Origin of the sequence: Curtobacterium sp. 314Chir4.1 (genome assembly GCF_900215175.1) — a bacterium.
Taxonomy (GTDB): Bacteria; Actinomycetota; Actinomycetes; order Actinomycetales; family Microbacteriaceae; genus Curtobacterium; species Curtobacterium pusillum_A.
The window spans coordinates 224,003-236,574 of record NZ_OCMI01000002.1; the positions used below are offsets into that span (position 1 = coordinate 224,003).

A 12,572-nucleotide genomic window follows, 5' to 3' on the forward strand; every position below is an offset into this window, starting at 1 on the left:
CAGGAGGAGACGCCGATCGTCCGATGCTCGTCGTCGAGCTCGGTCGCCAGCACCGATGATCCGTCGTGTCCAGTCGCCCGCTGTCGTGGGTACACGGGTACCCCGAAGCGACACGTGCCTGCGCATGCGTGTCTCTTTTCCTGGCAGGACGCGCCTGCCACCTGATCCGGAAACTCCCCCGCTGGTGAGGCGGTGGAGGGTTCAGGAATCCTGGTTGGGGATTCCTGGGGCCGATCTTTGCACACGATCAGGTTGCTGTCCGCAACCCGTTACGAAACGGACACCCTGCCGTCGAGAAGTCGTCGCCGGGAGCACGAAAAGACTCCCCACGCACCCGCCAGAGCCCGGTTACCCTTGCTGCGTTTCCGCCCTGGGGGAGTTGGCCTGGATGGCGTCACGTGAGGAGCCTCCGGAAGTCTACCGGACGGAACGGGCAGACTCGGACACATGAAGATCGCCATCGCCGGAGGACACGGCCAGATCGCCCTCCTCCTCGCCCGCCTCGTCACCGACGCCGGCCATGACGCCGTCGCCATCGTCCGCAACCCCGCACACGTCACCGACGTCGAGCAACAGGGCGCCACGGCGATCGTCGCGGACCTCGAGCAGCTGGACGACGACGAGCTCGCGCTCCGGCTGCGCGGGGTGGACGCCGTGGTGTTCGCCGCCGGCGCCGGCCCCGGCAGCGGCGCGGAGCGGAAGCTCACCGTCGACCGGGACGGCGCGATCCTGCTCGCCGACGCCGCCGAACGGATCGGGATCCGCCGGTACGTGATGATCTCGGCGATGGCGGCGGACTCGTACGACCCGGAGCGCGCCGTCGTACCCGCCCGTTCGGAGGCCGACGTGTTCCAGGTCTACCTGCGCGCGAAGGCCGAGGCGGACGCGAACCTCCGGGCGCGCAGCCTGCGGTGGACGATCGTGCGCCCCGGTGGTCTGGTGGACACCGTCCCGCAGGGCACCGTCGACGTCGGTCGGACGGTGCCGCGCGGCACCATCCCCCGCGCGGACGTCGCCGCGGTGGTGCTGCACGCGATCCTCGACGACACCGCGGTGGGCGTCCAGTTCGAGGTCACGAGCGGCGACACCCCGATCCCCGCGGCGCTGTCGTCCCTCAGCTGAGCGCGACCGCGGCCGACTGCCGGGCAATCTCGAGTTCCTCGTTGGTGGGGATGACGAGCACCGCGACGCGTGATGCGTCCGTCGAGACGAGACGGGCCTCGCGCGACGCGAGCTCGTTCCGGTCCGGGTCGATCTCGATGCCCAGGTGCTCCAGTCCGGCGAGCACACGGCGACGCAGCAGCGCGTTGTTCTCGCCGACACCGGCGGTGAACACGACGGCGTCGAGCCCGCCGAGCTGCGCCGTGTACGCACCCACGTAGCGGCGGATCCGGTGGCGGTAGACGGCGAGCGCCGCCTCTGCCTCGTCGTCGCCGCCCAGTGCGGCGTCCTGCACGTCGCGCATGTCGCCGTTGCCGGTGAGTCCGAGGAGCCCGGACTCCTTGTTGAGCATCGTGTCGAGCTCGTCGAACGAGAGCCCGGCCTCGCGGTGCAGGTGGATGAGCACCGCGGGGTCGAGGTCACCGGAACGCGTTCCCATGACGAACCCCTCGAGCGGCGTGAGGCCCATCGAGGTCTCGATGGACTTCCCGCCGTCGATCGCCGCGGCGGACGCCCCGTTGCCGAGGTGCAGCACGATGGTCTTCAGCTCGGCGAGCGGTCGACCGAGGAACGCCGCGGCCTGCTCCGACACGTACTTGTGGCTCGTGCCGTGCATGCCGTAGCGGCGGATCGCGTACTTCGCCGCGAGGTCGGCCGGGATCGCGTAGGTGTACGCGTGCGGCGGCATCGTCTGGTGGAAGGCGGTGTCGAACACGGCGACCTGCGGCACGTCCGAGAACACCTGCTTCGCAGCGCGGATCCCCTCGAGGTTCGCGGGGTTGTGCAGCGGCGCGAGGCTGTTCAGGTCCTCGATCTGGCGCTCGACCTCGTCGGTGACCACGGTGGCCTTGTCGAAGGTGGTGCCGCCGTGCACGACGCGGTGCCCGACGACCGCGGGCGGGTACTCGTCGAAGGACGGCCCGATCTTCGCGAAGGCGTCGATCATCGCCTGGAACCCGGCAGCGTGGTCCGGCACGGCGGAGGCGTCGTTCGACGAGGACTCCCCCGTCAGCGCGTTGGTGTGCTTCCACGCGCCGGTCGACTCGCCGATGCGCTCGACGAGTCCGGAGGCGAGCGTCCGCTCCCCCTCGAGCTCGATGAGCTGGTACTTGAACGAACTCGAACCCGAGTTCACGACGAGGGCTGCGGTCACTGGTGGTGTCGCTTTCTGTTCATGGCCTGGTGGGCCGGACGGGAGGCACGGCGAGGGTCGGGCGGTCAGCCCGCGTCGGACGCGGTGCCGGCCTGGATCGCGGTGATCGCGACGGTGTTGACGATGTCGCCGACGAGGGCGCCGCGGGACAGGTCGTTGATCGGCTTGCGCAGACCCTGCAGCACCGGGCCGATCGCGACGGCACCGGCGGAACGCTGCACGGCCTTGTACGTGTTGTTGCCCGTGTTGAGGTCCGGGAAGATGAAGACCGTCGCCTTCCCGGCGACCGGTGAGTCCGGCATCTTCGTGCTGGCGACCGTCGGGTCGGCCGCGGCGTCGTACTGGATCGGCCCCTCGACGAGCAGGTCGGGACGGCGTTCCCGGACGAACGCGGTGCCCGCCCGGACCTTGTCGACGTCGGCGCCGGAGCCGCTGTCGCCGGTGGAGTAGCTGAGCATCGCGACGCGGGGTTCGATGCCGAACTGCGTCGCCGTCTCGGCGGACGAGATCGCGATGTCGGCGAGCTGTTCGCTCGTCGGGTCCGGGATGACCGCGCAGTCGCCGTACACGAGCACCCGGTCGGCGAGCGCCATCAGGAAGACACTCGACACGATCGAGGTGTCCGGCCGGGTCTTGATGATCTCGAACGACGGCCGGATGGTGTGCGCCGTCGTGTGCTTCGCGCCGGACACCATCCCGTCGGCGAGGCCGAGCTGGACCATCATCGTGCCGAAGTACGAGACGTCGGTCACGGTGTCGCGGGCGAGCTCGATCGACATGCCCTTGTGCGCACGCAGCCGGGTGTACTCCTCGGCGAACCGCTCGCGGAGTTCCGGGTCGAACGGCGACACGAGCTGTGCGGCGTCGAGGTCGAGGCCGAGCTCGGTCGCGCGCGTGCGGATCGCGGCGGGGTCGCCGAGGATCGTCAGCTCGCAGACCTGGCGTGCGAGCAGCGTCGACGCGGCGCGGAGGATGCGGTCGTCCTCGCCCTCGGGCAGGACGATGCGCTTGCCGTAGCCGCGCGCCCGGTCGAGCAGTCCGTGCTCGAACATCAGCGGCGTGACGACCCCGGAGGGGGTGAGCTGCAACCGGTCACGCAGGGCGTCGGCGTCGACGTGCTGCTCGAACAGGGCGAGGGCGAGGTCGGCCTTCCGTGGGGAGTCCGCCGCGAGCCGGCCCCGGGTCTGGGTGATGCGCAGGGCGGTGTCGTAGGTGCCGAGGGCGTTCTGCGCGATCGGCAGCGAGCTCGACAGCCCCTCGAGCAGTCGGGAGATCTGCGGTGCGGTCTCGAACCCACCGTTCAGGATGACGCCGGCGAGGCTCGGGAACGTCTCCGACTGGTTCGCCAGGAGCGTTGCGATGAGGACGTCGCTGCGGTCACCGGGCACGACCACGATGCCGCCCTCGATCAGGCGGGGCAGCACGTTCTCCATGCTCATGCCGGCGACGACGGTGCCCATGGCCTCGCGGTCGAGCAGCGCGTCGTCCCCCCGGACGAGCGTGGCGTCGGTCGCGGCGAGCAACGCCCGCACGGTGGGGGCGACGAGGACGCTGTCCTCTGGGATCGCCCACACGGGGAGGTCCGGGTGGTCGTCGTGGACGGCACGCTCGACGCTCGACACGATCGCACCGAGGGCGTCGGGGTCCGCGCGGTTCACGATGACGCCGAACACCTGCGCGTGTGCCGCACGCAGCTCACTCGTGGTGACGTCGGCGACCTGCGCCATGTCGTCCGGGGTGCGGGCCCCGCGCTCGGCCGCGTCGCGTCCGCCGAGCACGAGGAGCACGGGCGCACCGAGGTTCGCGGCGACCTTGGCGTTGAACGAGAGCTCGGTGGGGCTGCCGACGTCGGTGTAGTCCGACCCGAGCACCACCACGGCGTCGCACTGCCGCTCGACCTGGGCGAACCGGGTGACGATGGTCGCGAGGGCGGCGTCCGGGTCCGCGTGCACGTCGTCGTAGGTCACGCCGACCGCGTCGTCGTAGGTGATGCCGACGGCGGTGTGCTGGAGCAGGAGTTCGAGCACGTAGTCGGGCTCGTCCACCGACCGGGCGACCGGCCGGAACACGCCGACCCGTCCGACCGAGCGCGCGAGGGTCTCGAGGACACCGAGGGCGACGGTGCTCTTGCCCGTGTGTCCTTCTGCTGACGTGATGTAGATGCGGGTCGACACGCGTCCAGGCTAGCCGCGTCCTTGTCGTGACAACTGGGAACGGCAGCAGCTGTGGACGGAGGTGGTCATCCGCACCCTCGAAGACCTGTACCATGGGGTGTCGTCATCGCGAGATGGCGTCAGGAGAATTCGCCTAGTGGCCTATGGCGCACGCTTGGAAAGCGTGTTGGGTGCAAGCCCTCGGGGGTTCGAATCCCCCATTCTCCGCCAGCCCCATCCGAAGGACCCGAGTCAGACCGGCTCGGGTCCTTCGCCGTTCGAGGACCGGTCCGGGCAGTGTGGTCCCCCACCCGGCGGACCCCACTGCACCCCGTTCCCCATGGACTGGCCGCGAAACGAAGCCCAGGGGTGGAACGGGCTGTCCCCGATACCCGTCGGTCGCCTAGACTCGCCGGACGGACGACCCCGGGACGGGTCGGACACGGTGCACGGAGCGGCAGGGGCGTCGCTCCCCGGGCGGACGATCGGTGCTGCCCGGGCACCCGAAGGGACGAGGAGTCCACGTGGGGGACCTGACGGCGCCGGCAGGGGCACACGTGCGCGCGGCCGCGTACGACCTGGTCCTGCGGCCACGGCGTTCGCTCGTGCGGTCGACGATCCTCAGCGTCGTGTTCTCCGCCGTCCCGCTCGCGGTCGCCCTGGTGTGGGTGTCGCTCCCCTTCCGCCTCTGGACGTTCGTGGCGACGGTGGTGATCGCCCTCGCGGTCGCCGTCGGGGTCGTGTTCACCCGGCTCGCCACCGCCTTCATCGGCATCGACCCGGTCGGCATCACGGTGCGCGGCGTCGTCACCCCGAGTCGCCGGGTGTCGCGCGAGCGCGTGCACAGCCTGGTCCTCGCGACGACGCACGGCAGCGCGGTGGAGCGGACCTCGCGCGAGCTCGTGGCGTTCGACGCGGACGGCGGGCACCTGTTCCGCCTGCGCTCCGACGTCTGGGGCGACGGCGGGATCGACCGGGTCGTCGAGTCGCTCGGCGTGCAGGTGACCGAGGAGCCCCGCCCGATGTCCGCGCGCGAGTTCGCCCGCCGCTACCCGACCAGCCGGAGCTGGTACGAGCAGCGCGGCACCTACGTCGTGGTCGGGGTGCTCGCGGTCCTGGTGGTCAGCGGTCTGCTCGCGATCGAGACCGTCACGCTCTTCGGCGCCTGACGAACGGGCGGGACCCACCCGTACGCCGACCCGAAGCGCCCGACCTCAGCGCCGACGCCGCAGGGTCGAGAAGATCCCCTGCACGACCTCCTTGGCGATCGTCCCGCCCAGCCCGGACCCGAGCAGGTCCGACAGCGGGTCGTTCGCCGTGCGGGACGTCGTCGTCCGCGACGACGTCCGACCCGACCGTCGGGCGGCCGCCGCGCGCTCGGCCTTCTCGAACTCCCGCTGCGTCCGCTCGTACTCCTTCTGCGCCGCGGCCCGCTCACGTGCCTCCTGCTTCTCCTGCGCGGCGGCCTCCTTCGCAGCCGCGGCAGCGGCACGGGCGGCCTCCTTCTCGGCCTCGGCGGCAGCGGCAGCGGCCTCCTTCTGCGCGTCCGCGGCGGCGACCTGCGCGGCGGCGGCCTCCATCCGGCGGGCGAGCATCTCGTACGCCGAGTCCGAGTCGAGCCGGGTGCCGTACGTCGCCAGGAGCGGGGACGCCTGCACCCGCGCCTGCATCTCGGGCGCGGGCATCGGGTCCATCGACCCCTCGGGGGCACGGAGGCGGGTCCAGGCCACGGGCGTCGGCGCGCCCTTCTCGTTCATCACGGTGACGATCGCCTCACCGGTGGCGAGGGACGTCAGCACCTCGCCGAGGTCGTAGCCGCTCGTCGGGTACGTCGACACCGTCGCCCGCAGCGCCTTCGCGTCGTCGGGGGTGTGTGCGCGGAGCTGGTGCTGCACCCGGGAACCGAGCTGCGCGAGCACGTCGTTCGGCACGTCCTTCGGGGTCTGCGTGACGAAGAAGATCCCGACGCCCTTCGACCGGATGAGCCGGACGGTGCGGACGATCTGGTCGAGGAAGTCCTTCGAAGCGCCGGTGAACAGCAGGTGCGCCTCGTCGAAGAAGAAGACGAGCTTCGGCTTGTCCTGGTCGCCGACCTCGGGCAGTTCGTTGAAGAGGTCCGCGAGCAGCCACATCAGGAACGTCGAGAAGACCTCGGGCTGGTCCTGCACGCCCGGCACCTCGAGCAGGCTCACGATGCCCCGGCCGTCGGCGGCGTTCCGGAGGAACACCTGCGTGTCGATCTCGGGCTCGCCGAAGAACTGGTCGGCGCCCTTGTCGGCGAAGGTGACGAGCTCGCGGAGGATCACGCCGGCGGTCTGCTTCGACAGGCCGCCCAGCTCGGCGAGTTCGCCCTTGCCCTCGTCGCTCACCAGGTAGGTCAGCACGCTCCGCAGGTCGGACAGGTCGACGAGGGGCAGGCCGGCCCGCTCGGCGTAGTGGAAGACCAGCCCGAGGGAGGACTCCTGGGTGTCGTTCAGCCCGAGGACCTTCGACAGCAGCAACGGCCCGAACCCGGACACGGTCGCCCGGATCGGCACACCGGTCCCCTGCCCGCCGAGCGAGTAGAACTCGGCCTGGCTGGCGACACCCTGCCAGTCCTGCCCGATGCCCGCGGTCCGCGCGAGGAGCTTGTCGTTCGCCTGCCCGGCGACGGCGAGCCCGGAGAGGTCGCCCTTGATGTCGGCGGCGAACACCGGCACGCCGTTCGCGGCGATCTGCTCCGCCAGGACCTGCAGCGTGCGGGTCTTGCCGGTGCCGGTCGCACCGGCGACGAGCCCGTGCCGGTTCAGCATGCCGAGCGGGATCCGGACCTGCACGTCGGGCTGCGCCTCGCCGTTGACGAGAGCGCCCAGCTGGAGCGCGCTGCCGTCGACCTGGTACCCGTCTCGGATCGCGCTCACCGCTGCCGCGTCCAGCGGACTGCCTGGGCCCACCCCGCCGGTCACCGGGGTCGCCCCCGGCGCCGACGTGGTCGCGTCCGGGGCGGGCTCCGCGTCGGGCGCGAGCGGTGCCTCCAGGCCGGTGGGTGCCGGGGATCCGGCGACCGCCGGCTCCGCGTCGGGGGCGAGCCCCGGTCCGGCCGCGGCCGCCTGCAGCGCGGCGGCGAGTTCCTCGGCACGTGCCGCGGCCTCGTCGGCGAGGCGTCTCGCCTCGTCAGCCGCGGCCCTCGCCGCTGCTGCCGCTGCCTGGGCCTGCTGCACCGCGTCGCTCATGAGCACAGCATATGGACGGGGCCGCCCGCGCGACCGGATCGGTGCTGACGAGCGATCAGTGCGTGAGCGCGGGGACCGTTCGCGGCCGCACGACCGCCCAGAGCAGGACGATGGCAGTCACGGAGGTGCACGCCATCACGGCACCCATCGGCGTCGCGGTCGTGATGCCGATCCAGCCGACGACCGGGGAGATGATCCCGGCGACGCCGAAGTTCAGGGCACCGAGCAGGGAGGCCGCCGTGCCTGCTTCCTTGCCGTGCGCCGCGAGGCCGATCACCTGGACGAGCGGGAACGAGAACCCGCACGCTGCGATGAAGAACCACAGCGGGACCAGGACACCGACGAGCCCGGCGCCGAGTTGGTCGAGGACCATGATGGCGACCGCCGCCAGGAACAGCGTGGCGGTCGAGCACGCCAGGATCCACTGGGGTCCGACCCGTTGCGCCAACCGGGACGACACCTGCACGCCGACGACGACACCGACGGAGTTCACCGCGAAGAGCAGGCCGTACTGCTGCGCGTCCAGCCCGTACAGCCCTTGGAACAGGAACGGTGAGGCGCTGAGGTACGAGAAGAGTCCGCTGAAGACCATCGCCCCGATGAGCGCGACCCCCACGAAGATGCGGTCCGAGAAGAGCGCGCGGTAGCGCTGCCCGATCGTGGAGTGACCGGCCTCGTGCCGTCGCGCCGGGGGCAGCGTCTCGACGATGAGCAGGATCGACGCGATCACCACGGCGGCGCCGTAGCAGGCGAGGAACACGAACACGCCGCGCCAGCTGACGAACCGGAGCATCTGCGACCCGATGAGCGGGGCGAGGATCGGCGCGAGGCCGTTCACCATCGCCAGCCGGGACAGCATCCGCACGAGGGGCTTGCCGCCGAACAGGTCACGGACGGTGGCCATCGCGACGACACCGCCCGCCGAGGCGCCCATGCCCTGCAGGACGCGGAAGAGCGCGAGGACCTCGACGTTCGGCGCGAGCGCGGCGCCGATCGAGGCACCCACGTGCACGGACGTCGCGATGATCAGCGGCAGACGCCGGCCGACCTTGTCGCTCCACGGCCCGACGAGGAGCTGCCCCGCCGCGAAGCCGAGCGTCGTCGCCGTGAGGGTGAGCTGCACCGCGCCGTCGGTGATGCCGAACTCGTCCTTCAGCGACGGGAACGCCGGAAGGTAGAGGTCGATGGTGAACGGTCCGAGCGCGGTGAGCGCGCCCAGGACGAAGACGTAGACGAGTCGCTGCCGTCGGGAGAGCGAGTCTCCCGGGTGCAGGACGACCCGGAGCGAACCGGTGGTGGCGGGCGCGGTCACGAGGAGGAGTCCTTCGACGGTGAGGGGGGGAAGAGGTGATCGCGGGATCGATCGAATCGATTCGGCCGCGGAACCATCCTACGGGTCCCGTGTCGTGGTCGACGCATGCGGTACCGTCGGGTAGCTCGGTACCGTCTGCGGACGACGTGTCGGGTGGAACCGGATCAGAAGGGGGATGGCGTCATGGTGGATGCCCGGATCCTGCACACGACCGCAGCCCTGCGCGAGGCGATCCTGCGTCTCGCCGCCGACCGCCCGGTCTCCGAGATCACCGTCGCGGACGTGACCCGCGCCGCCGGGATCAACCGGGCGACGTTCTACTCGCACGCGGTCTCCCCCGGATCGCTGCTCGCCGACGTCCTCACGCCGGAGCTCGACCGCATCCGCGAGGACGACGCCGACGCCCGCCGCGTCGCCGCCGACCGCGGTGCCGGCGCCGACGAGCTCGCGACGATCACCCGTCGTGGCATCAACGCCGTGGTCGAGCACGTGGTCGCGCACCGCGAGATCTACGGCCGCGCACTCCCCGACCCGAACGACGCCTCCCTGCACCGGCTGCTCGTCGAGCACTTCACGGTGTCGAGCGCGCAGCACATCTCGTCACTCGACGCCGCGCACCGGCCCGAACTGCTCGACGACGTCGCGGCGGGGTTCGTGGCGCAGGGGTTCGTCGGCGCGATCGAGGCGTGGCTCGCGGGTCCGCGGCGCTCCCGGAAGGCGCTCGTCGACACCATCGTGCTGTCGTTCCCCGCCTGGTGGCGCTGAACGACGGAGGGCACGGTGCCAGCAGACACCGTGCCCTCCGTCATCGCGCCGCTACCGGCGTGCGACCTGTGTCAGCCCCGTGAAGGACACCGCTCCGAGCCCGGTCAAGTCGTCGTACCCCTTCGCGGTGGTCAGCGACGTGTCGTGGTCGAGCGTGACGAGGTAGTCCTTGCCCGACGTCGCGCTCGTGTAGGCCAGGGCGACCGGCGACGACGGCGGACGGACGTCGCTGAACGCGGACGGCGCGGCACGGTACGTCGCGTAGATCGTCGGGTTCGCGAAGCCGAGTCGGACGTTGGTCGACTGCTGCACGATCGCGGACAGCGCGGCCGTGATCGGCGACGCGAGCGAGGTGCCACCGTACGTCTCGTTCTCGAACGGTCCGACCGCGAGCGTCGAGTCGTCCGTGATCGGTCGGATGCCGATCGCGAACCCGGTGTACGGGTCAGCGAGCGCCGCGAGGTCCGGTGAGACGCGCTTGCCACCGGCGAGTGACGATGGCACGACGCCCTTCTGGTACGCGGGCTGGTCGAACAGGGTGCTCCGACCACCACCGGCGCCGCCACCGACGAGGCCGCCGGGCAGCGGGGTCGAGTAGACGTTCCCGCGGTCGCTGCTGACGATCTGGTCGAGGACGTCACCCCACCCGGTCTCGAACGTCTTCTTCCCGTTCTTCCCGATGCCGAGGCTGGTGCCACCGACCGAGGTCACCCACGGGCTGGACGCCGGGAAGTCCGGCTGGGCGCTGCCGAGCGCGGCCGACTCGTCGCCGTTGTCCCCGCTGGAGAAGTACAGGCCGATGCCCTCGCCCGCGGCCTGGACGTGCAGGTTCTCCTGCCCGCGGATGCTCGAGAGCGGGACGTTCTCGCCGACGTCGCCGTAGCTGTTGCTGACGAGGTTCGCGAGGCCCTGGTCGAGGATCTTCGACATCGCGACGTCGAGCCCGCCGCCGCAGTTGGTGCCGCCGACGTAGAGGATCTTCGCCGCCGGAGCGACCGCGTGCACGGACTGGACGTCGAGCGTCTCCTCGCCCTGCCACCCGCTCGGCTGCTGGCAGAGCACCTGGTCGGTGAACTGCGACGTCGCGGGGATCCGCTGCTGGAAGGTCGCGCTGGTGAGCTGGGGCTCGCCGTTCTGCACGGAGTACGCGTTCGTGTCGTGCACGATCGTGGGCGAGGCGTACGCGTCGATGATCGCCACCGTCTGGCCCTGCCCCTGGACGCCCTTCGCCGCGAGTGCGTCGACGCCGTACGCCGAACGGATCTGCTTCGGCACGTAGCCGCAGGCGAACGTGTGCACGCTGGTCTTCCCGTAGGCGGCGGGGACCGTCGCGGTGTGTTCACCGTCGTACTGCGAACACTTCGCCTGGATGCCCGTGGGGGCGGTCGCCTGCTGACGGAGCGACCGCGCCGGCGTGGACGATGCCGGGGTCTCGCCCTGCTCGACGAGCTCCGGGTGGGTCAGGAGCCGGCCCTGGTCGACGCTGACCCCGCTGACGAGACCGGCGACGGAGGCCGGGAGCGTCGGAGCGGTCGACGGTGCGACGAGGGTGCGACCGGCGTGCCGGTAGTTGTGCAGCGAGGTACCGAGCACCGCGTTGACCACGGACGCCGGTCCGCGGAACACGACGAACTCGTGGCTCGCCGGCACCGCGGTGATGCGCAGGCCCTGGGCCCGCAGGAAGCCGGTCACCTGGTCGGCGTCGGCCTTCGTCGGGGCGTACTCCGCGATCCACGCTGCCGGGCTGAGGGGCTTGCGGTAGCGGGCGTTGCCCGGCGTGGAGACCGCCGTCGCGAGGGCTTCGGCGCCTCGCTGGTCCTGCAGGGGCAGGTAGACCTCGCCCTCGACGTCGGTGTCGGCAGCGACCGTCCCGGCGTCGTTCGTGCTCGTGGCCCACGACGGGGTGGAGTCTGGAAGCACGTGCCGGGTCGCGGCGTCGGCCGGACCGGCGGCGAAGAGCACGGCGCCGATGGTGCACGCTGCGGTGGTGAGGGCGATGGCTGCGGTTCGGGTGGGGCGGGGATCGTGCCGACGGGGTGTCGGTGGGCGTCGTTGCACTTCGGGTCCTCTCGACGGGCTGCGGTGAGGTGACTGTAGTGAGTGCCGGGTCACGCCGGACAGTCGGTCGTTCCACCGACGAACGATGTCACCCGTTCGGGGGACCCATGCTGTCCCTCCGCACAGCCGATCGCCCGGTGGTTGCTGGGGACCGCCGCGCAGCGCCTGAGTGCGGCCTGAGGGTCAGCCGTCGGCGGGCTTCTCGCCCCGCTGGAGCGACTCGACCACCGCGGTCGCACGCGCCACCGTCGCGGCGTCGGAGTCCATGCCCTGCACCCGGTAGTCGGCCGACACACCGTCCCCGCCCGTCCCGGACGTCGGCAGCGGGTCACCGAGGGCGACGATGACCACGCCGGCGTCGTGCGCCACCTGGACCTCGCCGCTCAGCGATGCCGGGTCGGCGGCCTCGACGAGGATCGCCTTCGCGCCCGCCTTGACGAGCGCACGCATCGCCGTCCGCTGGTCGCCCGCCGGGTCGGCCGCACCCGCGACCCGCACGTCCGGTGTGAACCCGGCAGCGGTCAGGTCATCGTGGAATCGGTCCGACAGGGACACCCCGCCGGAGCTCGTGCCCGGGGTGGCCGCGGCGTGCAGGAGCACCACGCCGACGACGGCGTGCTGGTCGAACCCGCCGTCCGAGCTCGTCAGGTCGGTGCTCTGCACGGGAGTCGGCGCCGCGGACGTCGTGCCCTGGCAGCCGGTGAGGGCGAGGGCAGAGCCGACGATCACGGCTGCGGCGACGATGCGGAGGAGCACGT

9 protein-coding genes, 1 tRNA gene and 1 other RNA gene are annotated in these 12,572 nt (G+C 71.5%); 4 read left to right on the forward strand and 7 right to left on the reverse strand.

The features are described 5' to 3' along the window. Positions 1-314 precede the first annotated feature (314 nt). Positions 315-411, reverse strand: an RNA gene (gene ffs / locus CRP27_RS05950) — signal recognition particle sRNA small type. A gap of 36 nt (positions 412-447) precedes the next feature. On the opposite strand from ffs, the gene CRP27_RS05955 reads away from it, so the two are divergent. Next, positions 448-1,122 (forward strand): SDR family oxidoreductase, encoded by a 675-nt coding sequence (locus tag CRP27_RS05955; protein ID WP_097179823.1) that lies wholly within the window; start codon positions 448-450, stop codon positions 1,120-1,122. On the opposite strand, the gene CRP27_RS05960 is transcribed toward CRP27_RS05955, so the two are convergent. After that, the gene (locus CRP27_RS05960) at positions 1,115-2,314 is read right to left on the reverse strand and encodes an acetate/propionate family kinase (RefSeq protein ID WP_097179824.1); all 1,200 of its coding nucleotides are present in this window, start codon (positions 2,312-2,314) and stop codon (positions 1,115-1,117) included. The two genes, CRP27_RS05955 and CRP27_RS05960, sit on opposite strands and share 8 nt — an antisense overlap. Positions 2,315-2,379: 65 nt before the next feature. Beyond that, complete coding sequence (gene pta / locus CRP27_RS05965) at positions 2,380-4,488, reverse strand: phosphate acetyltransferase (RefSeq protein WP_097179825.1); 2,109 nt, start codon at positions 4,486-4,488, stop codon at positions 2,380-2,382. A 122-nt stretch (positions 4,489-4,610) separates the two neighbouring features. On the opposite strand from pta, the gene CRP27_RS05970 reads away from it, so the two are divergent. Beyond that, positions 4,611-4,698: transfer RNA gene (locus CRP27_RS05970), tRNA-Ser, on the forward strand. 293 nt (positions 4,699-4,991) lie between these two features. Next, entirely contained in the window at positions 4,992-5,636 is a 645-nt protein-coding gene (locus tag CRP27_RS05975) for a hypothetical protein (protein ID WP_141399701.1), read from the forward strand. Positions 5,637-5,681: 45 nt separating this feature from the next. Here CRP27_RS05975 and CRP27_RS05980 read toward each other — a convergent pair whose 3' ends face one another. Together CRP27_RS05980 and CRP27_RS05985 are read right to left on the reverse strand one after the other, a co-directional pair. Next, entirely contained in the window at positions 5,682-7,679 is a 1,998-nt protein-coding gene (locus tag CRP27_RS05980; protein WP_097180309.1) for a helicase HerA-like domain-containing protein, read from the reverse strand. Between the two features lie 55 nt (positions 7,680-7,734). Continuing rightward, positions 7,735-8,991: a multidrug effflux MFS transporter gene (locus tag CRP27_RS05985; RefSeq protein WP_097179827.1), complete on the reverse strand. Its 1,257-nt coding sequence runs from the start codon at positions 8,989-8,991 to the stop codon at positions 7,735-7,737. Between the two features lie 183 nt (positions 8,992-9,174). On the opposite strand from CRP27_RS05985, the gene CRP27_RS05990 reads away from it, so the two are divergent. Beyond that, entirely contained in the window at positions 9,175-9,756 is a 582-nt protein-coding gene (locus CRP27_RS05990) for a TetR/AcrR family transcriptional regulator (RefSeq protein ID WP_097179828.1), read from the forward strand. Between the two features lie 51 nt (positions 9,757-9,807). Here the strand turns inward: CRP27_RS05990 and CRP27_RS05995 are convergent, their stop codons facing one another. Both CRP27_RS05995 and CRP27_RS06000 read right to left on the reverse strand, forming a co-directional pair. Further along, positions 9,808-11,814, reverse strand: coding sequence for a protease pro-enzyme activation domain-containing protein (locus CRP27_RS05995; protein ID WP_255257458.1), 2,007 nt, complete (start codon positions 11,812-11,814; stop codon positions 9,808-9,810). Between the two features lie 183 nt (positions 11,815-11,997). Next, complete coding sequence (locus tag CRP27_RS06000; protein WP_141399703.1) at positions 11,998-12,570, reverse strand: hypothetical protein; 573 nt, start codon at positions 12,568-12,570, stop codon at positions 11,998-12,000. Between the last annotated feature and the right edge of the window lie 2 nt (positions 12,571-12,572).